Raw genomic sequence first — 23,328 nt, forward strand, 5'->3', positions numbered from 1 at the left:
GGCTTCACGCATCCTCCACACAGAAGACGATGACTCGCGTTCGCGCGATGGCGGCATTGACAGCTTCCTGATAGCTTCGTGGCCGCGGATGGGCCTGCAATGCGATGCGGCGCCCCATGCCTAGAAGAACCACCCGGGCCATGCCCGGTCACCAGGGAGGAATGTCATGAAATTGCGTGGCTCGCGCAGGGGTGCGAACGGTTGCGTAGGCGCGTCGGCGGCCAACCTGCGGGTTCTGTCGCTGCTGCCCTTGTTGCTTGCGATCAGCATCCAGCAGGCACACGCGGAGTACGTGAGCGAGCAAGGTGCACCGGGCAAGACTGGCCAAGCTGGTTCGGCAGGCGGTGGTGGCGGTGGCACTGGTCAGACCGGCAGGGCCGGCATGGCCAGCGCCACCGGCGGTGACGCGAGCAACACGGCGGATGCCCACGGCGGAAGCGGTGGCGCCGGCGGTTCCGGCGGGGCGGGAAGCGCATCTGTCCAGGGCGGCAAGGCGGGCAAAGGTGGTAATGGTGGCGCAGCCAATGCCACTGTAACGGCTGCGCAGGCGGAGGGTGATGCAACCGCCATGGCCCACGCCGGTGGGGGCGATGGTGGTGCCTCGGGCGCGCCTGGCAGTAATGGCGGCGCTGGCGCCGGGGCCGGGGCATCCGGCGGCCACGGCGGTGTGGCCAGCGGCGTAGCCTCTGCTATCGCCCATGGCGACGGCGCGGCCACGGCATCTACCAGTTTTCACGGAGGCGTTGGAGGCGGCGGCAACGGCCGCGGCAACATCGGTGGCAACGGCGGTGTTGCCAGCAGTGGCAGCGCACATGCCGCTTCTGATAGGGGCGTCGTGACGGTGAGCCTCGAAGCTGATGCGGGCCATGGCGGAGCGGGGGTGAATGGTGCCGGCGGTGGCAAGGGCGGCAATGCTGCGCTTGCCGATGCCGTGAGCGGTGTCACCGAGGGGGCTTTGGTTCTGACTCAGACCGCAGTGGGCGGCAACGGCGGCCACGCTGATACAGGTGTGGCCGGCGCGGGGGGCTCTGCCAACAGCATGCTGAGTTTCAGCGATAGCAGCCTCGGTAGTCGCACCGTGATGGTTACTGCCCACAGCGGCGCTGGCGGTGGTGCCAGTGCTGGTCAAGCCGCCGCCAGTGGGACCGCTAAGGCCGTGGGCGAGATCACTACCGCTGGACCATTGCTCCTCTCCGTTGGAAGCTTTGCCGACAATGGTGGTTCAGCCGAGGCTGATGGCAACGGGGGCAATGGGGGGGCGACCAAGGTCCAAGGCATTGCCCGGACGATTGGTAACAGCGCGGTCTCGGTGGGGATGGGTGCCATCGGTGGCGGCGGTGGCAATGCCATTGGGCCTGGCCATGCGGCGGGTGCCGGGGGCGCGGCTGAGCTGCTGAAGAGCAGTGGTGCGAGTGATACAGGACAGGTGGACATTGCCGCCAATTCATTCGGCGGTTCGGGTGGCAGTGGTCTTAGTGGGGCTGCTGGCGGCCAAGGTGGCAGCGCCAAGATCGAGAATGCCGTGAGTGCTTCGACCAATGGCGCAATCAGCTTCGGCCAAACGGCGCAGGCCGGAAACGGCGGCGATTCGGACACAGGTCGGGCGGGCAATGGAGGTGACGCCGGTCTCAGCCAGACTTACCAGACCAGCCAAGCCAGCGAGCTGCACACGGACGCCTACGCCTTTGGCGGCCACGGCGGCCACACGGACGCCGGTGTGGCGGGCACAGGCGGGGCGGCCAGCCTGGTCCAGACGCTGAGCAATACCCGGGTGGGCGGGACGCTGAACGCCCGAGCAACGGCGCAAGGTGGTAACTCGGCCGGTGGCGCGTCAGGCGGCGCTGCCTCGGTGAACTTGACTGGTACAACCGCGACGTATACAGCCCTGCTCGGCCAAGCATTTGCCGGCGACGGGACCTGGCAGGGCAACGCTTCTGCAACCGTTACCGCCAACACCACGGCGGCGGGCGGCAGCGCTACTGCTTCTGCCTCAGCAGTCGGCTACGTCGCCAATGCAACCGCATTGACCACCGGTCTGGGTGCCGCCAGCCTACGGTCAGATGCCTATGCCACCGGCAACAGCGGCGGCGCTGTCGCCACCAGCACCGTGACCAGCGGCGACACCAGGATCACCGCCAGCGCCGGTGCGACCGCCGAGGGCGGTGTGCACAGCCAGGCCGTCAGCACTTTCAACAGCAGGGCGGGGTTCCTGGGCAGCAGCGAAGGCCTGCAGGCCTTCGCTTACAGCAACGGCAACCCAGGCAAAGGCGCCTTGAACGCTGCACTGAGCGGCCGTCCCAATGTGACTGCGGCCTTGCGTGGCGGTAGCGTGCTGGGACTTGGTAGCTTGGGCGCGAGCTACGGCAACTATGCAAAAGGCAATTGCACCTACAGCGCCAGCGCGACCTACAGCTTTTCTCTCGCCAGCAGCAGCAACCTCACGCTGGGCCTGCTGGGCATGACAGCCCACAACGATGGCTTCACCAGCATGAGCTTCAGCGTGGTCAGTGGCGCGACCACCCTGGTCAGCACCAGCTTCACGACGCTGGCCTCGGCGCAGACCTATTTCACCGACCACCCGTTGTCGCTGGGCAGCTTCACCGCCGGCGCCAACAACCTGGTGCTCAGCTTCAGCCTCACGGCCAGCGCGGCCAAAGGCGCGGACATCGGCTACGTGCTGTCGGCCAAGGCCACCGGTGCGCTGGCGCCGGTGGCAACTACCAGCATCACCGCCGGTACCGACAGCGCGCGCCGGGCGCCGCTGCTGGTGGCGCGCACGGACCGCGGCCTGGGCTTCAAGACCAGCCTGGTGACGCTGCGGCCCAGCCTGGACGGTGCCGCCTTTGTCAGCCGGCTGAGCCCGCGGGCGGAAGTGGCCGCCGCGGTAGATGGCGAAAACGGCTCCGCTCGCAAACGGCAGGTATTGCCGGTGTTTTCCGTGGGCGCGGCCTTGCACGGCGCCGACCGGCGCTAGTACGTCATCCGGGCGACCCAAGTGACAACCCGTCCCCGCAATAGGGGACGGTGCGGGGCCAATCCCCACCCTGGGGGTGACGCTTGGCGGGGGCAGGGTGGCAGCATCCCGGCCCGGGCAGGAAAGAGATGGCGGCAGCCAGTTTGGTGAGCCGCGTTGTCATGCCCACGAATCGCCTGAACGAGGATTGCGTCCGGGACCGCCCGGCCGCTTTCGTTCGTTCGCTCTCGACAAGGAATGACCATGTCACGTCGCCCCCTCAGCTCTGCCGGCGCCCCTGCCGGCGCATCTTCGTTTTCCGTCTCTTCGGCCCACCGTGCCTTGCGCCTGGGCTCGGTGCTCGCGCCGCTGGTGCCTTTGCTGCTCAGCGCGGCCATCCAGCAAGCCTATGCGGTGACGGTCAATGACAGCGGCACGGCGGGCACGCCCGGCAGCAATGGCGCCACGCCCGGGGCTGCCGGTGGGGCGGGCGGTGTTGGCGGCAACGCGTCGGCCACAGCTTCGAGCGGCGATGCTAGCAACACGGCCACCGCTTCGGGTGGCGGCGGTGGCAGCGGCGGTGCTGGTGGTGGCGGCACGGCGTCCATCCAGGGCGGCAAGGGCGGCAAGGGGGGCAACGGCGGCAGCGCCTCCGCTTCTGCCACTTCCACACCGGCAGCCGGCAACGCCACGGCGGCGGCCACTGCCTACGGTGGCAGCGGTGGCAGTTCCGGCTCGCCGGGGGGCGATGGCGGGGCTGGCGCGGGCACCGGTTCGTCCGGCGGCAACGGCGCAGGCGCCAGCGCCAGCTCAAGCGCCACGGCCGCAGGCGGCGGCAGCGCCACCGCCAACTCGCTGGCCTATGGCGGCAACGGGGGGGCGGCGATCAGCGCCGGCAACCAGGGCGGCAACGGCGCCGCGGTCACCGGCATCAGCGCGCAAGGCGTGTCCGGCACCGGCACGGTGTCGGTCGCGGCCACTGCTTCGGCGGGCTCCGGCGGCACTGGCTACGACGGCGCCAATGGCGGCAACGGCGCCGCCCAGAGCGTCAGCAATGCGGTGGGTGGCTCGACCGCCGGCACGCTTTACCTGACCCAAAACGCCACCGGCGGCAGCGGCGGCTATTCGTACTACGGCACGGCCGGCGCCTCGGGCAGCGGCAGCAGCAGCCTGACCCGCAACGACACCACCGCCAGCTACCAGAACATCTCGGTCACCGGCACAGGTGGCTCGGGTGGCAGCACCAGCACCGGCACGGCCGCCGCGGGCGCGGCCGGCCAGGGCACGGCCAGCGTCACCGGTGTGGGCACGCTGAGCCTGGCGGCCTATGGCAACGGTGGCGCGGGGGGCAGCGATGGCGCGGGCAGCGGCGGGGCGGCAGGCGCCGGCTCGGCGACCGCCAGCGGCACCGTCACCGGCGGTGGTTCCAGCAACGTCACTGCCCAGGGCATGGGCGGCACCGGCGGCAGCGCCACCGGCGTGGGTGTCAAGGGCGGCAATGGCGGCGGCGCTTCGGCGCAGGCCGGGGGTGGCTCAGGCCCCGGCACGGCCAACATCTACACCCGGGCCTATGGCGGCAATGGCGGCCAGGGCAGCGGCGGCGCGGGCGGCGGCAACGGCGCCAACGTGCAACTCGTCAACGCCACCACCGGCAGCACGGCCGGCGCGCTGACGCTGGACCAGTACGCCGTCGGCGGCACGGCCGGCGGCTCGGCTGACGCCACCGCGGGCACGGCCGGCACGGCCAAGTCCAACCTCAACGTGGTCAACAACGCCGCCAGCAGCCTGCTGGTGCAGTCCAACGCCAACGCCGGCGAAGGTGGCGGCACGACCAGCGGCACGGCCTCCGCAGGTGCGGCCGCCACGGCCACGGGCAGCGCCCAGGGCATCGGCGGGCTGACGGTGAACGTCACGGCCAGCGGCGGCGGCGGTGGCGCCGGCGGCACCACCGCCAACGGCGCCGCTGGCGGCAGCGGCGCGGCCACCGCCAGCGGCACCAGCACCGTGGCGCATGCCGTCAACATCAATGCCACCTCCTACGGCGGCAACGGCGGCTCTGCTTCGGGCAGCGGCAAGAAGGGCGGCAACGGCAGCGCCGCCACATCCAGCGCCAGCGGCACCTCGGGCACCGGCACGGTCACGTCCACCACCTCCGCCAATGCCGGCAGCGGCGGCACCGGCTACAACAGCGCTGGCGGCGGCAATGGCGCAGCGGTCACGCTGACCGACGCCACCACCGGCAGCAGCAGCGGCACCGTCTACCTGAACCAGACGGCCAATGCCGGCTCGGGCGGCTATTCGTACACCGGCGTGGCCGGCAACGCGGGCAAGGCCACCAACAGCCTGACCACCCACAACACCACCGCCTCGCAGCTCACCACCACCGTCAACACCAACGGCGGCAATGGCGGTGGCACCAGCACCGGCACCGCCGGCAATGCCGCCGCGGCCAGCAGCACGCTGAACAGCACCACCACCGGCAGCCAGACCGCCTATGTCTATGCCACCGGTGGCACCGGCGGCGGGGCCGGCACCGGCAGCGGCACCGTGGGCGGCACGGCCACGGCCAGCGGCGCGCTGCAGGTGGGCGGCGGCAGTGGCGCTTCCTTGTCGCTCAACGCCCAGGGCGGCGCGGGTGGCGCCGCGGGCGGTGCCGGCCAGGTTGGCGGCGCGGGCAACAAGGGCACAGGCACGGCCAGCGCCAGCAGCGCCAACGGCACGGTCTACGTGGCCAACGCGGTGCGCGGCGGCTCGGGTGGTTCGGGAAGCGCGGGGGCCGATGGCGGCGCGGGCGGCGCCAGTACCGTGACCGACGCGACCAGCGGCGGCACCACCGGCAGCCTGACGCTGACCCAGGGTGCCTACGGCGGTGGAGGCGGCAGCAGCGATGCGGCGGCAGCCGGCGCCGGAGGCAATGCCGCCAGCGCGCTGACCATCAACGACGCTGCGGCCAGCACGCTGAACGTCACGGTCAACGCCACCGGTGGCACCGGCGGCGGTTCCAGCACCGGCAGCACCAAGGTGGGTGGCACGGCCACCGCGTCCGGTGACGTGCACTCGGTCGGCAACCTGACGCTGAACGTCTCGGGCGACGGCGGCGAAGGCGGGGCCGGTGGCAGCACCGCCAGCGGCGCAGCCGGCAAAGCGGCCAGCGCCACCGGTGCCGCCGTCACCACGGCGGGCCACAGCGCCAGCAGCCAAGTCACAGCCTATGGCGGCAGCGGCGGATCGGCCTCTGGCGCCGGCAAGGCCGGCGGGGCCGGCGCCAGCGCCAGCGTGGCCTCGCAGGTGGGCAGCGGCACCGGCGCAGCCAGCGCCAGCGCGCTGGCCTACGGCGGCAACGGCGGCACCGGCTACAACGGCGCCGCCGGTGGCGCCGGCAGCGCGGTCACCGTGACCGATGCCGTCTCCGGCAGCACCGCAGGCACGCTTTCTCTGACCCAGAACGCCACCGGCGGCAGCGGCGGCTATGCCTACACCGCGGCGGCCGGCAACGCCGGCAATGCCGTCAGCAGCCTCACGCTGAGCGGCCTGGGCGCCGCGCAGACCAACGTCAACACCACCGCCAACGGCGGTGCCGGCGGCGGCACCACCTCGGGCACCACCAAGGCCGGCGGCACCGCCAGCAACACTACCGACATCACCAGCAGCGGCGCGCTGACGATCTACAGCTACGCCACCGGCGGTGTGGGTGGCGGCGGTGGTGCCAGCGCGGCTGGCCAGCTCGGCGGCAGCGGGGGCGTGAGCACCGCCGCCCATGCCAGCGGCAGCTTCGCCGCCACCGTCAATGCCCAGGCCCGCGGCGGCAGCGGCGGTGCGGCCAATGGCAGCGGCAAGAGCGGCGGTGCCGGCGCCAGCGCCACCATGGGCGCCAGTGGCAGCAGCGGCACCGGTACGGTCTACGTCAACGGCCGGGCCGATGGCGGCAACGGCGGTGCCGGCACGGCCGGCGCCAAGGGCGGCAAAGGCGCGGACGTCACGCTGGCCAATGCCGTCAGCGGCACCACTTCAGGCAGCCTGACCGTGAACCAGCTCGCGGCAGCCGGCTATGGTGGCAGTTCGGACAGCGCCGCCGGCGGCGCGGGTGGCGTGGCCAGCAGCACGCTGAGCTTCAGCAACACCAGCGCCAGCAGCCTGGCCTCCAGCGTGCAGGCCAATGGCGGCAGCGGTGGCAACAGCGCCACCGGCACGGCGGCGGCCGGTGGCGCGGCCACTGCCAATGCCACGCTCACCGGCGCTGGCGCCACCACGCTCTACACCACCAGCACCGGCGGTGTGGGCGGTGCCGGCACCAGCGCGGCCAATGGCAATGCTGGCGGCACGGCCAGCAGCCAGGGCGTGGCCACCAGCAGCGGCAGCCAGACCGTCACGCTGCAGACCACCGCCAGCGCCGGCAGCGGCGGCTCGGCCAATGGCGCCGGCAAGACCGGCGGCGTCGGCGGCGTTGCCACCCTGCTCAAGAGCACCGGCACCACCGGCACCGGCGCGGTGTCGGTCTACGCGACCGGCAGCAGCGGCAACGGCGGCACCGGCTACAACGGCGCCAACGGCGGCAATGGCGCCGCGGTCACCGTGGCCAACGCCGTGGCCGGCAACACCAACGGCACACTCACGCTGACCCAGACAGCCAACGGCGGCGCCGGTGGCTATTCGTACACCGGCACCGGTGGCAAGGGCGGCAACGCCACCTCGAACCTGAACTTCAACACCGCCAAGCCCAGCAACCTGAGCGTCACCATCAATGCCAACGGCGGCACTGGTGGCGGCACCAGCACCGGTACCGCCGCCATTGCCGGCGCGGCGACGGCCACCGGCACGCTGAGCGACACCAAGGCCGGTGCCCACCTGACCGGCTACATGGCGGCCACCGCGGGCAACTCGACCAGCAGCGCCACCGGCAGCAAGGCCACCGCCACGCTGAGCGGCAGCACCCAGGCCTACAGCCAGCTCAACGCCACCGCCACCGGAGGCACCAGCAACGGCGGCAACCGCGGCAATGCCACCACCACCGTCACGGCGACCACCACCGCCGCCAACGGCTATGCCCATGCCACCGGCACCGCCACCGGCTACACCGCCAACGCCACTGCCACCAGCGTGGGCGTGGCGGCGGCCGACGCCGGCGCCGATGCCTACGTCACCGGCGAAGCCGGCACCGGCACGGCGGTCAGCACCGTGACCAGCGGCAGCACCAGCATCAGCAACAGTGCCAGCGCTGCCGCCAAGGCCGGCGCCCACAGCCAGGCCAGCAGCACCTTCAACACCGCCACAGGCTTCACCTTCCCGAACCTGAGCAGCGGCAGCAACGGGCTGCAGGCCTTTGCGTACAGCAACGGCTCGCCCAGCGCCGGCACGCTGACCAGCGCGCTCAGCGGCCGGCCCAACGTGACCGCTGCGGTGAGCGGCGGCAGCGTGCTCGGCCTGGGTTCGCTGGGGGCCAACTACTCGGCCAGCGCCACCGGCAACCGCAGCTACAGCGCCAGCTCGACCTACAACTTCTCGCTGGCCAGCAACAGCAACCTGACGCTGGGCCTCTTGGGCATGACGGCCTACAACGGCGGCTTCACCAGCATGAACTTCAGCGTCGTCAGCGGCGCCACCACGCTGATCAGCACCAGCTTCACGACGCTGGCCTCGGCGCAGACCTACTTCACTGACCACCCACTCTCGCTGGGCACCTTCGTCGCGGGCGCCAACAACCTGGTGATCAGCTTCAGCCTGACGGCAGCCGCCGCCAAGGGCGCGGACATCGGCTACGTGCTGTCGTCCAAGCCCACCGGGGCCTTGGCCACCGGTGCTGGTGTGCCAGCCGGTGGCGTGGCCGTGGCGACGACCAGCCGGGGCATGGTCACCGAAAGTGCACGCAGGGCGCCGACCCTGATCACCCGCGTCGACCGCCTCCCGGCCGCGCCGGGTGGCCTGGGTTTCAAGACGGGCCTGATGACACTGCGGCCCATGTTGGGCGGCGCGGCGCTGGCCGGTCAGCCGACCCTGCAGGCCGAAGAGCGGCGTGCCCATGTTCTGCCGGTCTCGGGCGCTGGCCTGCGCGGGATCGACAGGCGCTGATGTGTTCAGTGTTTACCCTGGTCCAGAGCGAAGGTCATCGCGGTGATTTTGCTGTGCCGGCATGATGCAAGGCCGGCATTGCTGTTTTCCAGGTGGCGTGATGCCGGCCCCGGGTGAACAAGGCCTTTCCGGCCTCGCCGCAGTCAGGTGCCCCTGGCTTGCGTGCCGCCGACAAGGACTGCCCATGACTTCCTCTGTCCACCGGGTTGCCGCGCGCATGGCGTGGCGCGCCTCTCGAATCTCCCGCCTTTCCCTGGTGCCTTGGCTGCTCGGCGCCGCGGCGCTTGGACCTGCCGGTGCAGCCACCGTGACCAGCGTTGGCTGCACCGGCGCCACCGGCAGCCCGGGCGCCTCGCCCGGAGGCAACGGCGGCATTGGCGGGAATGGCTGCAACGCCAGCGCCACTGCCAGCGGCAATGGCGATGCCAGCAACACCGCCACCGCCACTGGCGGCAACGGCGGGCGTGGCGGCACTGGCGGGCTTGGCACCGACACCGTGGACGCAGGGACTGGCGGCAACGGCGGCAACGGCGGCACCGCAACGGCCAAGGCCGTGTCATCGCCAGCCACCGGTGCGGCCAAGGCCGTGGCCAGTGCATACGGCGGCAACGGCGGCGACACCGGCATTGGCCCTGAGAGCCCGAGTGGCGAGCCGCCCAGCGGTGGCATTGGCGGCAGCGGCAACCTTGCAAGTGCCAGCGCGAATGCGACCGCGACCGGTACCAACGCCGCCGAGGCGACGGCGCTTGCCGTGGGCGGCTCGGGTGGAACCGGAGGCCCCAACTGGAACTCCGAAGCTTCGGGTGGCTACGGCGGCCCCGTCACCGCCGTCGATGCCAGCGCCTTTTCCGGCAGCGGCAAGGTCATGGTCAGCGCCACCGCAGTGGGCGGCAATGGCGGAAATGGCATCGACGGCTACTCACCGACGAACGGCGGCAGCGGTGGTTCGGCGTCGCTGGTCAATGCAGTGAGCGGCGGCACCGCTGGTCAGCTGACCCTCATCCAGGCCGCGCAAGGCGGCTCCGGCGGCAAGGGCGGTGGCACCTATTCCGTTGGCGGCATGGGCGGCGACGCCAGCAGCACCCTGACCCGGGTCGACACGCTTGCAGCCTCGCAGATCGTCACGGTGAGCGCTCAGGGCGGACACAGCGGCACTGGCCTGAACGGAGACTTGCGCAGCGGCGATGCGCTTGCAACTGCCGACGTCAGCGGCGTCGGCGATCTGTCGCTCACGACCACCGCCACAGGCGGCAACGGCAACTCCACCGGTGGTGCGGCCAGCGCATCGGCACGTGGCAGCGTCAGCGGCGCCGGCCAGGTCACGGTGGTTGCCGATGCAGTGGGAGGGCAGGTCAGCTTGAGAAACGACGACCCGCATGGCGGCACCGCGAGCGTCCAGGCCAGCGGCCAGTCCGGCAGCGGCGCAGTCAGTGTGACGGCACGGGCGCGAGGCGGTGATGGCGGCGCCGTCAGGGGCAAACCGGGCGCTGGCGGCGCGGAGGTGTGGCTCAGCAATGCCGCCGTCGGTACCACCACCGGTGCCTTGTCGCTGTATCAGCGTGCCCAGGGTGGGGACGGCGGCGCTGCGCAGTACTACATCGGCGGCTCGGGCGGGGCGGCGACATCCGAGTTGAGCGAGCAGAACCAGACGGCCAGTTCGGTCTTTCTGCGCTCGGAGGCCCAGGGCGGGCGTGGGGGCGACAGCTCGGAGAGCGGCGAACTGGTCGGTGGTGGAGCGGGAGCCGATGCCTATGCCTCCGCTGCCGGCTCCGGCATTGGCATCCTGCAGGTCGAGGCGCTGGCCCAGGGAGGTGCCGGAGGCAACGAGCTGTCCTCCGGCGACGGTGGTCAGGGCGGCCGCGCCACGTCGACTGTCGGCGGCGAAACCCTTGATGCTCTGGCGACCCAGCGTTCTGCCATGGCGACCGGCGGGGCTGGTGGTACTGGCGCAGGCATCGGCTACCGTGGCGGCGCGGGCGGTGCCTCGCAGGCCCAGGCGGGGTTCCATGCCGGCGTCGCTGGCTCGACCGCCTCGGCCGGCGCCACCGGCGGGGCCGGGGGCGCCGGGCTGTCCGGTGCGGCAGGTGGCGCAGGGGGAGACGCGGTGGTGTATGGCGTGGTCGACGACATGTTGTTCGGCGTTGTGCTGCCTCGTTACGTGGAAACTGCAACAGGCGGTGCTGGCGGTGCTGCACAGGCCTCGCTGGGTGGCAGTGGTGGCCGTGCCAGCGCGCAATTGATGCAATCCGAAAACATCTCGGCCGTGCTGAGCGGAACGCTCAAGGCGCAAGGCGGTGAAGGGGGCCAAGGCGGCAGCTCGGCACAAGGCGGCGCGGGAGGCGCAGCAGAGGCCCTGGTCAATCTCGGCCCCTGGACCGGCGGCTCGGTGGATCTCAGCCTCAGCGCCATCGGAGGCCGCGCTGCTGGCAGCCAGTTGGGTGGGGGCGCCCGCGTTGTCGCAACCGCCTCCACCGGCATGCACACCGTCATCACCGGGCTCGCCGAAGGTGGCGCCGGCGCCTCGGCTGGCGCCAAAGGCACCGCGGATGCGAGCGTGCTGGCGGTCACCACGCAGTTCGATGGGCTTGCACGGGCCAGCAGCACGGCCCGGGGCAGCCAGGCGCGTGCGCAGGCCGAAACCGAGGGCCTGGGCGCAGCGGACCTGCTTTCTGACGCCTGGACCACGGCCAGGATCGGTCTGGCGACCGCCATCAGCCGGGTGACCGGCGACATCTCCCAGATTCCCAAAATCGAAAGCACCGCGGTGGCCGCAGCCGGTGGCAGCGTGCACAGCCAGGCTGCCAGCAGCTTCGACCCCGCGGCACCGTTTCGTTTTCCGGACCTGAGCAAGGGTGGCCTTGGGCTGCAGGCCTTTGCCTTCACCAATGGCGCGCCGGGCGCCAGTGCGCTGAGCACGGCCCTGAGCGGACGCCCAAATGTCTCGGCCGCCGTGAGCGGTGCCAGCGTGCTGGGCCTGGGATCGCTGGGTGCCAGCAATGGCGCGGGTGCATTCGGCAGCCGCAGCTACAGCGCCAGCGCCAGCGCCAGCTACAACTTCTCGCTGGCCAGCAACAGCAACCTCACGTTGGGCCTGCTGGGCATGACGGCCTACAACGGCGGCTTCACCAGCATGAACTTCAGCGTCGTCAGCGGTGCCACCACGCTGGTCAGCACCAGCTTCACGGCGCTGGCCTCGGCGCAGACCTACTTCACCGACCACCCACTCTCGCTGGGCACCTTCGTCGCGGGCGCCAACAACCTGGTGATCAGCTTCAGCCTGACGGCCGCGGCGGCCAAGGGCGCGGACATCGGCTACGTGCTGTCGTCCAAGCCCACCGGTTCGCTGAGCGCCGAGGCGCCTGCGGCCGCCGTTGCCACCGGCACCGTCGGCGCCCGCAAGGCGCCCACGCTGATGGGCCGGCTGGCCGGCGTGGCCTTCGGCCGTGGCAAGGCCGACCTGCAGGTCGACGCCGATGAGGCCACCGGCCCGCGCACCGTGAGCGCCGCGGTGGCCAAGCCTGCAGCCCTGGCCATGGCGCGCGCCCCGGCCGTCAGCTTCAAGGCTGGCCTGGGTTCGCTGCAGCCAACGCTTGGCGGTTCGGCTGTGGTGATGCGGTCGAATCCGCGCGTGGCCGAAGGCGTCGAGGCGGAAGGCGAGGGCGACCGGGGCCGAAACGCCCGTGCGCTGCCCGTCCTGGGCGGTGCGAGCCTGCGCGGGGTCGACAAGCGCTGACTCTGTCAGCGCCGCCGTGCATGTCCCTTCCCCCAAGATCGTGGGGGGAGGCAGTGCCGCGGGCCAATGGCAGGATGCCGCCGGATGGCGAAAGGAGGTGGCTGCCGGCACAGGCGCACACCCGCAAGGGATCGCCGTGTCGCCGACCCTCTAGGAGCCTTCTCATGAGCACTCGTTTTCGCGCTGTACACCCGTTGCTGCCGCTGCTGCTGTCCGCGGCCATCCAGTCGGCCTGGGCCACCACGGTGAATGACAGCGCCACCACCGGCAGCACCGGCACCGCGGGCAGTGCGCCGGGCGGCGCTGGCGGGACCGGCGGTGCGGGGGGCGTGGCCAATGCCAATGCCAGCGCACCGACCGATGGCAGCAACAGCGCCCAGGCCGTGGGCGGCAATGGTGGCAGCGGTGGCAACGGTGGTGCGGGCAGTGGCAATGTCGCCGGTGGCAATGCCGGCAAGGGCGGCAACGGTGGCACGGCCACGGCCAAGGCCACCAGCCAGGCCAGTGTGGGTGACCTGTCCGGCAGCGCGCAGGCCAATGGCGGCGTGGGTGGCGGTGCGGGTCTGCCCGGTGGCGACGCGGGCGCGGGCGCGGGCAGCGGTGCGGCCGGTGGTGCTGGGGGCGCGGCCAGCGCCAGCGCCGTGGCGAGAGGCAGCGCCGGCCAGAACACGACGGCCCAGGCGAATGCCGTGGGCGGGGGCGGTGGTGCGGCCAACGGCGCTGGTTTCCAGGGCGGCGCAGGCGCCAGCGCGAGTGCGCTGAGCAGCGCCGTCAGCGGCAACGGCGCGGCCATGGCCACCTCTTTTGCGATGGGCGGCCAGGGTGGTGCCGGCAATGCCGGTGCCAACGGGGGCGACGGCGGCAGCGTCAAGCTGGTCAACGCGACCAGCGGCAGCAGCGCCGGTTCGCTGACGTTGACGCAGCAAGCCTTTGGCGGTGCCGGTGGCAACAGCGACAGCGGCAGCGCAGGCGCCGGGGGCAAGGGCGCCAGCAAGCTGAAGCTGACGGACGCGCAGGCCGCATCGGTGCAGGTCTTTCTCAGCGCCGGTGGCGGCACGGGCGGCGGCACAGTCAGCGGCGTGGCCAGGATGGGTGGCGCAGCGAATGCCAGCGGCAAGCTGCGGGCGGCGGGCGATGCTTTGCTGAACGTCAGCGCGTCCGGCGGTTCGGGTGGCGGCGGCAGCCAGGGCGCAAGTGGTGCCGCGGGCCAGGCCGGCACCGCCAGCGGGGACGTGACGAGCGCCGGCGAGCACATGGCCACGGTCGGCGTGGAAGCCCGAGGCGGCAGTGGTGGCGACGCCGCGGGCAGCGGCCACACCGCTGGCGCCGGCGCGGCCGGCACGGTGACGGCGCATGGCGCCAGCGACAGCGGCACGGTCAGCGTCTACGCGGCGGCGGCGGGTGGCATGGGCGGCTCCGGTTATGACGGCGCGGCCGGCGGTGCGGGTGCGGCGCAAAGCGTCAGCAATGCCGTTTCCGGTAGCAGCAGCGGCTCGCTGACGCTGACGCAAAACGCCAATGGCGGCAGCGGCGGCTTCTCCGCCAGCGCCCAGGGTGGCGCGGGGGGGGCGGCGAGCAACAGCCTGAGCCTGTCGCTGGTCGGCAGCGGCCCGGCCATGGTGCAACTCGCCACCTACGGCGGCACCGGCGGCGGCGCGATCAACGGCCAGGCCCAGGCCGGTGGCGCGGCCAGCACCACGCTGTCGCTCAAAAGCGCAGCCGACCTGAGCTTGTATGGCGACGCGACCGGCGGCACCGGCGGCAGCTCGGGCGGTGACGGCAACGGTGCCATCGGCGGTGCGGCCGCGGTCCAGGCGAGCGGCAAGACCAGCGGCGCGGCTGCGCTGTACATGCAGCACACGGCGGTTGGCGGCGACGGTGGCAACGCGACCGGCCAGGGCCGCGTGGCGGGCACAGGCGGCGCTGCGTCTCTGGCCGTCTCAGGCAAGGCGGACAGCGGCTCGCTGAGCCTCACCGGCGAGGCGCGCGGAGGCAACGGGGGCACCGGTTCCGAAGGCGCACAGGGCGGCAGCGGCGTCAGCGTGGACCTGAAAAACAGCGTGAGCGGCAGCACCCACGGCCTGCTCTCGCTCTCGCAGAGCGCGGTGGCTGGCAGCGGCGGTTCGTCCGACTTCGGGCAGAACGGGGTGGGCGGCGCGGCGAGCTCGAAGCTGAAGCTCACGCAGCACCAGGCCAGCGCGCTGAGCGTGGCCGTCAACGCCTACGGCGGCAGCGGCAGCATCGGCGGCGAGGCGAGCGCGGGCGCCCAGCTGTCCGACGATGCCACCGGCGCGCAGCTGAACGCCACACTGCTGGCCAGCGGCGGCACCTCGTTTGGCAGTGACCGTGGCGGCAAGGCCACGGCCACGCTGACCGGCAGTTCGCTGGCCCACACGGTGCTGAGCGCCGAAGCCACCGGCGGCAGCAGCTTTGGCGGCCTGGCGGGCAACGCCAAGGCTGAGGTCACGGCCATCGCCACAGCCGATGGCGGCCTGGCGCAAGCCGTGGCCAAGGCCACTGGCGACGGCGCCAATGCCACTGCGACCACGCAAGGGCTGGGCGCGGCGGACCTGTCGTCAGAGGCGAATGCCAACGGCCGAAATGGCAGCGCCACGGCCATCAGCATGGCCGCCATGGGCGGCGCGAGCGTCACCAACACGGCCACTGCAGCGACCAGCGGCGGCGCGCGCAGCACGGCAGCCGGCACCTACAACACGGCCCAGAGCTTCACGCTCCCCAACCTCGCTGGTGGCAGCAACGGCTTGCAGGCCTTTGCCAGCAGCAATGGCCGGCCCAGTGCCGCCACGCTGAACAGCGTGCTCGCGACCCGGCCCAACGTGGCCGCGGCGCTGGGCAGTGGCAGCAGCGTGCTGGGCCTGGGCGTGATGGGGGCCAACTACGGCGCGGCGGCGGTCGGCAGCAAGACCTACGGTGCGAGCGCCAGCTACAGCTTTTCGCTGTCCAGCAACAGCAACCTGACGCTGGGCCTGCTGGGCCTGACCGGCTACAACGGCGGTTTCAGCTCGATGAGCTTCACCGTCGTCAGCGGCACGACGACCCTGGCCAGCAGCAGCTTCACCAGCTTTGCCGCGGCGCAGAGCTATTTCACAGACCATCCGCTGGCGCTGGGCACTTTCCAGGCCGGCGCCAACAGCCTGGTCGTCAGCTTCAGCCTGACGGCCAGCACGGCCAAGGGCGCCGATTTTGCTTACCTGCTGGCGGCCAAGCCGGTATCGTCGGCGCTCGGCGTGGTGGGCAACACCGGCACCAGCAGCACGCACCGTTCGCCGTTGTTGGCCGAGCGCATGCCGGGCTTCAAGGCGGGCTTGGCCGGCCTGCGGCCGACACTGGGGGGCGCGGCATTGACGGGCCGGCTGGCGCCGCCGATAGAAACCGAAGCCAGCGCCGGCGGTCGCAGCGTGCGCGCGCTGCCTGTGATGGGCGGACCACGCATGGGAGATCGACACTGAGCACGCATCGCATCCGCATCGGCAGTCGCGTCGGCATTCACATCCTTTGGCGGCCACTGGCCCTGGTGGCCTGCCTGGCCGGCCCGCAGGTCGCCTGGGGCCAGGGCGCCCCCGAAGCTCCCGCGCCCGAAGGCCTGGCGCCCGCGCCTGAGGCCAACCCGCCGGGCCTGGCGCCACCGCTGTACCAGCCGCAGGCCTGGACGGCCGGGCCGTTCCAGATCACGCCGCAGCTGGGCCTGGCCTACGGCACCAACAGCAACCTGCGGCTGCAGCCGACGAAGCCCCTGTTCAGTCATTTCCACGCGTGGATGCCGGGGCTCAGCATCGTGCTGCCCGATGGCGACCAGCGCTACGAGCTCAGCACCCGCGCCGAGCTGACGCGCCAGCTCGACAGCCCGCAGGACAACACCGATAACGCCGAGCTGGCGCTGGATGGCCTGAACCTGCTGGACGAGCGCACCGCGCTGGCCTGGCGCGCGGTGCTGCAGGACTGGCACGACGTGGTCGGTGCCGGCAGCGACGACACAGCCGACCACTTCCGGGCCCACGCGTTGGCCGGCGTGCTGCGCCACGACAGCGAGGACGGGCTGCTGCGCTTGGAAGCCGAGTTCACCCGCTCGGCAAAGCGCTACCTCAATCACCGCGAGCAGACCGCGCAGGCCGACATGCAAACCCGACAGGCGGTGCTGCGGGCGCAGCACCTGGTGGCGCCCGGCGTGCGCGTGGGCGCCGAGCTGCGCGACACCCACACCCGCTATCCGCTGGAGGCCTACGCGGCCGACAACGGCGACCGGCGCTGGTATGCCACCGTCAGCTTCGAGCCCAGCCAGGCCGGCATGCCGTGGCCGCTGCCGCCGCTGGAGGGTGCACCCGCGCCGGCGAACCCGGTGGATGCCAGCGACCCGGCCGACCCCGCGCAGGCGGACCCGCAAACGCCACAGCCGTCGGCACCCCCGCCGTCAGACTGGCCCGGCCTGCCACTGGCCGGCACGCTGAAACTGGGCGGCGAGCACAAGGGCTTCGAGGCCTATGCGCCTTACCAAGGCTACAAGCGCCGCGGTTGGAAAGGCCTGAGCTGGGAGGGCGAACTGCACTGGCTGTTCGAGGGTGGCCACCAACTGGACCTGGGCCTGTCGCGCGGCGCCAGTGACGCACCGGGGGATGCGGTGGATTACCAGGTCGCCAAGCGTGCGCAATTCGGCGGTTCGCTGCGCCTGTCCGAGCGCCAGCGCATGTCGCTGTCGTTCAGCCGGACCGATGCGCGCTACCGCGGCACCGAGTTCCCGCTCGGCTTTGTGCTGAACCGCGACGACCGGCTCGATTCCGCCGACCTCGGCTGGCGCTACGACCTGGCGCGCAACTGGCAGCTGGGCGTCAACCTCGGCTGGGCCCGCCGCCAGTCCACGCTGCCGTTTGCCGCCTTCACGCGGCGCATGAACTCGCTGACGCTGACGGCGAACCTGTAGCGCCGCTTTCCGTCAGACCGCGCCGCGCGACGCCAGGTCTGCGTCGCTCGTGTCGTCCGCGTCCAACTGCGCCAGCGCCTGCCAGTGCTCGCGGGCCAACTGCAGCAACAACACGGCGGCCAGCACCGGCACGGCGTAGAAGAAGGGCGCGCTCGACGACTGCAGCGTCGCCTCGGTCTGGCCCAGCCAGCCGGCCAGCGTGTCCAGGTGGTTGCGTGCCACCATCAGCAGCAGCAAGGGCGCAAACCATTTGCCCCAGCGCGCCAGCACCGGATGCGACTCGCGCAGCACCATGCCGCCGGCCAACAGGAACAGCGCCGAGCCAATGAAGATCAGCGAGTAGAAGATCTGCGCGATTGGGAGTGCCGCGCCCAGCAGCGCCTGGTTGGCGAACAGCGGCACCCACAGCAGGTTCACCGCCGCCAGGCCCAGCGCCAGCTTGCGAGCGCGGCCGGAGGCATGGTGGTCGGAGAAGCCTGCCGGGTCGCTGGCGCGGCGCTGCGTGAAGGGCAGCAGCGAGATGAAGAGCAGGCCGAAGAAGGCGTCGATCAGCATGGTCTTGGGATAGCCCACGCTTTCGATGGCAATGCCCTGCCAGGTCGCGCTGTACGAGATGGTCAGGTTGAACATCGCCATGTAGGCGGTGAACTGGGTGCCGGCCACGCGCGGGTTGGTCACGTCCATGTAGAGCGCGGTGGCGGCGCTGTACATCAGGCCCTGGAACACGCCGTAGGACAAGACGGCGGCCCAGTAGGCGTTGATCAGGAACGGCGTGACCGTGGGCCGGCTCGCCGAGCCTTCCGCCATCGGCATGATCCAGCCATGCTGCTGCAGGATGGCCATCATCACCAGCACCGGCAGGCTCATCAGCGCGATGTAGATGCCCAGCGAGCGGCGGCGACCCCAGCGGTCGGAGATGTAGCCGCCCAGCAGGTTGCCGCCCGCGCCGCAGATGGTGGAGAGCATGTTCAGCCAGGCGATCTGGTCGTCGTTCATGCCCAGCTCGACAGCCAGGTTGCTCTGCAGCGCCAGGCCCAGGCACATCGCGCCTGGCGGCAGCAGCGACATCGCCAGCCCGGCGAATGCCCCGCGCGTGCCGAGGAAGGAGCGGAAGGCAGTGACAGAGAAGTCGCGCATCTCGGCGAACGCCGCGGCCATGGCCGAGCCTGCGGCCTTGATGCGGGCCGGGCTGGCGGCTTCCTTCAGCGGCAGCACGACCAGCGCGGTGACGGCCAGGATGCAGGCCGAGACGAAGAAGAAGGTGGACTGGAAGCCGAAGTAGCCGGCCAGGAACAGCGAGCCGCTGCCGCCGATCATCTGGCCCACGTTGGCGCCGGCGAACATCATGCCGTTGGCCGTGCCGCGCTCGTTTTCCTTCAGCGTGTTGACGGCAAGCGCGTCAATGGCCACGTCCTGCATCGCCGCGAAGGTGTTGTGCACCAGCAGGATGATGGTGAACAGCGCCAGCTGGTCCGGCAGCTTCAGCGCCAGCAGCGACAGCAGCGTGCCCACCATGATCAGCTGCGTGCCCAGGATCCAGCCGCGCCGCCGTCCCAGGCGCTCGGACGCGAACACGTCGATGATGGGACCGAAGGCCCACTTGAAGGCCCAGGGCAGGTAGAACGAGCCAACGAAGGCGCCGATCTCGGCCGGCCCCACGCCTTGCCGCCGCAACTGCGTGGCCACCGCGGTGGCCGCAAAACCGAGCGGAATGCCCTCGGTCATGTAGAGGAAGAAAAACGCGGCCAGGCGGCCGCGGGAGGTGGCGAAGAGATTGGGCAGGCGCATGGGGAGCCGGGGTGAGCAACGGGCGACGCGACTCTACCCGCAATCGCCGTGCCGGCAGGCCAGGGTCGGCCCGTGGTGGACAGGCCGCGGACAGCCCAATCCAGCGGCGATCAGCGCTCGGTGAACTCGCGCATGAACCACTCCTTGAGCATCTGCTTCTCATAGCGCAGCGGGTCGGTGGCGCCGGCCAGGCGGGCGTTGGACAGGTAGTCGGTGTCGATCAGCCGCACCTCGCCGCTGCGCAGGCCCACGCCGTTGGCGTCGCTCAGCTGGTAGCGCAGCTCGATGCGCGGCCAGGTGTGCGAACGCAGCACGCGGATCATTTCCTGCCGCGGGCCGACCGGCTCCAACTGACCGGCCAGATCCACGTCGATCACGTTGATGACCAGCCGGCGGTCGCCCAGCAGCTTGTCGCCCAATGTGCGCAGGTAGTCGCCCAGCGGCTTCTCGACATCGGCATTGAAGCCATTGGCATCGCGCACGTCGCTCATCGCGCGCGGGTCCGGGAAATAGGCCTCGACCACGCCGGCCTGGGCCAGTGTGAACCAGGCACCGCAGGCCAGGCCGAGCAGGGCGGCGCGAACGGGCCGGGCGGGGGAGCGGGAGTGCGCAGGCGACATGGCGAATCCTTTGTACAGCGGCAAGGTCTGGGAGCAAGGCGCGGGCCGGCTGTTGGGGGCATGGCGCGGCCAGTGTTGGCAACGCGCGAGCATCATGCGGGGTTGTCTTCGTCCGGCACTTCATCGACCCATGCGCCCATCAGGGTGTAGGTGATGGCCAGCACCACCGGGCCGAGGAAGATGCCGATCAGGCCGAAGGCGATCAGGCCGCCGACCACGCCGGTGAAGATCAGCAGCAGCGGCAGGTCTGCGCCCTTGCGGATCAGCCAGGGCCGCAGCACGTTGTCCAGCGTGCCGACCAGCAGCGACCAGACGAACAGCGCAATGGCCCAGCCGGTGTGGCCCTTCCAGAACAGCCAGCCGCAGGCCAGCAGCAGCACCGGGAACGGGCCGATCTGGGCAATGGTCAGCACGAACATGATGGTCGTCAGCAGCGACACGCCTGGCACGCCGGCCACCAGCAGCCCCAGCCCGCCCAGCAGCGCCTGCGCCACCGCGGTGATGACAACGCCCAGTGCCACGCCGCGCACCGACATCGCGGCCAGTTGCACCATTTCCACGCCGCGCGGCCCGGCCAGCCGGCGCGCGAAGCGGCGGCACAGGTCGGCTGCCGATTCGGCATGTGCGTACAGCACGCCGCAGATCAGCATGGTCATCAGGAACTGCAGGCCGATCATGCCCAGTGCACCGGCCTCGGACAGGATGTTGCGCGCCATGCTGCCGGCATACGGGCTGAGCTTGGCCAGCAGCGCACTGGCGCCGGCCTCGGCGGATTCGCGCCACAGCTGGGCCAGCCGGGCGCCCACCACCGGCAGCTCGGCCACCCAGTCCGGCGGCGCGGCCAGCTTGTCCAGCGGCAGTGAGCGCACCCACTCGACCGCCTCGTCCGCGTGGTCCACCAGCGTGACCAGCGCCGCGGTGATGGGCACGAAAAACAACAGCAGCAGGGCGACCAGCATCAGCGCGACCGCGAGGGTGCGCCGGCCCTTGAGCCGCGCTTCAAGCCGCACCATCAGCGGCCAGGTCGAGACGACGATCATCGTGGCCCAGATCAGCGGCGCGATGAAGGGCCGCAGCACCCAGACCCCGGTGGCGATCAAGGCCAGCAGCGCCAGGATGGACAGCAGTTGGCGCGGCAGATCCGAAGAGCGGTGAGCAGGCATGGCGGCGGCAGTCGTTGCAGACGCCGCAGTATCGGCCAAGCGCAAGCCCCCGCATCTGCCGGCGGCAACGGAAGGCCGCCATGAAGGCGGCCTCGGGTTCAGGCTGCGCGACAGCGCGCGGTCAGAAGCTCTCCCAATCGTCGCCGGGGCCCGAAGGTGCGGCCGGCGGCGGTGCGGCAGGGCGCGGCGCGGCGGGTCTGGTCACTTCTGCCTTGGCTGGTGCAGCAGGTGCAGCAGTTGCAGTCGGGGAGGCCGTGGTGACTTGCGTCGCAGCCGGCGCCGGACGCGGCGCGGCGGCGCTGCGGATGGCCTGTGCCGCGGCCACGTGATGGGCCGGCGGCGCGGCTGGCGGCAGGCCGGCGTCACCGCCCAGCCGGAAGGTGCTGACCAGGGTCACCAGCTTGGCGGCCTGCTGCTTCAGGCTGTCGGCCGCGGCGGCGCTCTGCTCAACCAGCGCGGCGTTCTGCTGCGTCACCTGGTCCAGCTGCGTGACGGCGGTGTTGACCTGGCCGATGCCATCGTTCTGCTCGCGGGCGGCGGCGCTGATCTCGCCGATCAGGTCGGCCACGCGGCGCACCTGGGCGACGATGTCGTCCATCTGCGTGCCGGCGCTGCCCACCAGGCGCGAACCGGTCTCGACCTTCTCGACGCTGGCGCCGATCAGGCTCTTGATCTCCTTGGCCGCCTCGGCGCTGCGCTGCGCCAAGCTGCGCACTTCGCCGGCCACGACCGCAAAGCCGCGGCCCTGTTCGCCGGCCCGCGCCGCTTCCACCGCAGCGTTCAGCGCCAGGATGTTGGTCTGGAAGGCAATGCCGTCGATGGTGCCGATGATTTCCCCGATCTTGCGGCTGCTGCTGGTGATCTCGTTCATCGTGCTGACGACCTGGCCCACCACTTCGCCGCCGCGTGTCGCCGAAGCGCAGGCCGCGGTGGCCAGCTGCGAGGCTTGCTGGGCGGTGTCGCTGCTGGCCTTGACGGTCGAGGTCAGCTCTTCCATCGAAGAAGCGGTTTCTTCGAGATTGGCGGCCTGCTGCTCGGTGCGCTGGCTCAGGTCGGCGTTGCCGGTGGCAATCTCGCTGGAGCCGGTGGCAATGCTTTCGCTGCTCTGGCGCACCTGCCTGACCAGTTCGGCCAAGCGTTCGGCCATCGCATTGAGTGCCTGGTTCAGTGCGCTGACTTCGTCGCGGCCATCGGCCGGCAGGCGCATCGTCAGGTCGCCTTCGGCCACCCGGGTGGCCAGGCTCAGCGAGGCCTGCAGCGGCGTGGTGATCGAGCGGGTGATCAGCCAGGCCAGCACGCCTGCAATCGCCAGTGCGGCAACGGCAAACGAAATGGTCGCAACGCGCGAAGCTTCGTAGCCCTGCACCGACTCGGCCCGCGCGTCGGCTGCGCCCTTGCGGTTGAGTTCCATCATGGCCTTGTGGGTCGCGAGCAAGGCCATCAGCTTGTCGTTCGAGTCTCCGGTGGCGATCACGGCGCTCAGCACCCGACTGGTTTCGGATGCTGCCAGCAGCTTGTTGTCAACCGCGACATAGGCCTTCCACTGCGCGTCCAGCTGCTTTTTCAACTCGCCTTCTTCGGGCGAAGAAACCAGCTTGTCGTAGGCCGCCAGCAGCTCCGGGATTTCCTTCTCCACGGCCTGGTCCCGCATCGCGCGGGCCTTGTTCTTGTTCTCGACGTCAACCACCAGCACATGGCGCAGGCTCGCGGTTCTGGCCTTGGAGATGAGCGCGTCGAGCTCGCTCAGCGTGACCACGCTGGGCAACCAGTTGTCAGTCACCTGCAGCACGTTTTCCTGCATGGCGCTGAGCTTGGCCAGCGCAAGGCCGCTGGACAGCAGCAGCATCGCCGCCATCAGGCCGAAGGCCAGCCGCAGCCGGGTCCCGATCTTCCAATGTCGCATCTTGTTCACTTCGTGGAACCTCCAAAAAAAGCCGGATGTCTCCATTCGCGTGCATTGCAGGCACGCGCCCCGCCCGGGTGTTGCGGATTCGACCCTGTTTATCGACGCTTTCAATGCGAGGCTGAAGCCGGATCAGTGGTGCAAATCCGGACCTATCTGGCGGCCG

General features: G+C 71.0%; 9 protein-coding genes. 5 read left to right on the top strand and 4 right to left on the bottom strand.

Annotated elements, in window-relative coordinates; genetic code table 11:
- Positions 1–166 precede the first annotated feature (166 nt).
- The 5 genes from LRH25_RS18835 (at position 167) to LRH25_RS18855 (ending at position 17,688) form a co-directional block, all read left to right on the top strand.
- The gene (locus tag LRH25_RS18835; RefSeq protein ID WP_231011937.1) at positions 167–2,974 is read left to right on the top strand and encodes a hypothetical protein; all 2,808 of its coding nucleotides are present in this window, start codon (positions 167–169) and stop codon (positions 2,972–2,974) included.
- A 243-nt stretch (positions 2,975–3,217) separates the two neighbouring features.
- Positions 3,218–9,019, top strand: a complete 5,802-nt coding sequence (locus LRH25_RS18840; protein ID WP_231012010.1) for a beta strand repeat-containing protein — start codon at positions 3,218–3,220, stop codon at positions 9,017–9,019.
- A gap of 184 nt (positions 9,020–9,203) precedes the next feature.
- Positions 9,204–12,752: a beta strand repeat-containing protein gene (locus tag LRH25_RS18845; protein WP_231011939.1), complete on the top strand. Its 3,549-nt coding sequence runs from the start codon at positions 9,204–9,206 to the stop codon at positions 12,750–12,752.
- Between the two features lie 164 nt (positions 12,753–12,916).
- On the top strand, positions 12,917–16,222 hold the full coding sequence (locus LRH25_RS18850) for a beta strand repeat-containing protein (protein ID WP_231011941.1): 3,306 nt from the start codon (positions 12,917–12,919) through the stop codon (positions 16,220–16,222).
- Between the two features lie 65 nt (positions 16,223–16,287).
- Entirely contained in the window at positions 16,288–17,688 is a 1,401-nt protein-coding gene (locus tag LRH25_RS18855) for a hypothetical protein (protein WP_231011944.1), read from the top strand.
- 12 nt (positions 17,689–17,700) lie between these two features.
- Here the strand turns inward: LRH25_RS18855 and LRH25_RS18860 are convergent, their stop codons facing one another.
- The 4 genes from LRH25_RS18860 to LRH25_RS32850 form a co-directional block, all read right to left on the bottom strand.
- The gene (locus LRH25_RS18860) at positions 17,701–19,476 is read right to left on the bottom strand and encodes an MFS transporter (RefSeq protein WP_141289936.1); all 1,776 of its coding nucleotides are present in this window, start codon (positions 19,474–19,476) and stop codon (positions 17,701–17,703) included.
- A 110-nt stretch (positions 19,477–19,586) separates the two neighbouring features.
- Positions 19,587–20,096 (bottom strand): DUF3016 domain-containing protein, encoded by a 510-nt coding sequence (locus LRH25_RS18865; RefSeq protein ID WP_170201019.1) that lies wholly within the window; start codon positions 20,094–20,096, stop codon positions 19,587–19,589.
- A 92-nt stretch (positions 20,097–20,188) separates the two neighbouring features.
- Positions 20,189–21,259 carry an AI-2E family transporter YdiK gene (ydiK, locus tag LRH25_RS18870; protein WP_141289934.1) on the bottom strand — a complete coding sequence of 357 codons (1,071 nt, stop codon included), beginning with the start codon at positions 21,257–21,259 and terminating at the stop codon, positions 20,189–20,191.
- A 121-nt stretch (positions 21,260–21,380) separates the two neighbouring features.
- Positions 21,381–23,162: a methyl-accepting chemotaxis protein gene (locus LRH25_RS32850; RefSeq protein ID WP_259374092.1), complete on the bottom strand. Its 1,782-nt coding sequence runs from the start codon at positions 23,160–23,162 to the stop codon at positions 21,381–21,383.
- Positions 23,163–23,328: the final 166 nt, after the last annotated feature.

This window comes from Ideonella azotifigens (genome assembly GCF_021043325.1).
Classification (GTDB): domain Bacteria; phylum Pseudomonadota; class Gammaproteobacteria; order Burkholderiales; family Burkholderiaceae_C; genus Ideonella; species Ideonella azotifigens.

Bases quoted from the DNA above. Each gene is read 5' to 3' on its own strand.
- LRH25_RS18835 (WP_231011937.1), top strand. From the start codon at position 167: ATGAAATTGCGTGGCTCGCGCAGGGGTGCGAACGGTTGCGTAGGCGCG.
- LRH25_RS18840 (WP_231012010.1), top strand. From the start codon at position 3,218: ATGTCACGTCGCCCCCTCAGCTCTGCCGGCGCCCCTGCCGGCGCATCT.
- LRH25_RS18845 (WP_231011939.1), top strand. From the start codon at position 9,204: ATGACTTCCTCTGTCCACCGGGTTGCCGCGCGCATGGCGTGGCGCGCC.
- LRH25_RS18850 (WP_231011941.1), top strand. From the start codon at position 12,917: ATGAGCACTCGTTTTCGCGCTGTACACCCGTTGCTGCCGCTGCTGCTG.
- LRH25_RS18860 (WP_141289936.1), bottom strand. From the start codon at position 19,476: ATGCGCCTGCCCAATCTCTTCGCCACCTCCCGCGGCCGCCTGGCCGCG.
- LRH25_RS18865 (WP_170201019.1), bottom strand. From the start codon at position 20,096: ATGTCGCCTGCGCACTCCCGCTCCCCCGCCCGGCCCGTTCGCGCCGCC.
- ydiK (WP_141289934.1), bottom strand. From the start codon at position 21,259: ATGCCTGCTCACCGCTCTTCGGATCTGCCGCGCCAACTGCTGTCCATC.
- LRH25_RS32850 (WP_259374092.1), bottom strand. From the start codon at position 23,162: ATGCGACATTGGAAGATCGGGACCCGGCTGCGGCTGGCCTTCGGCCTG.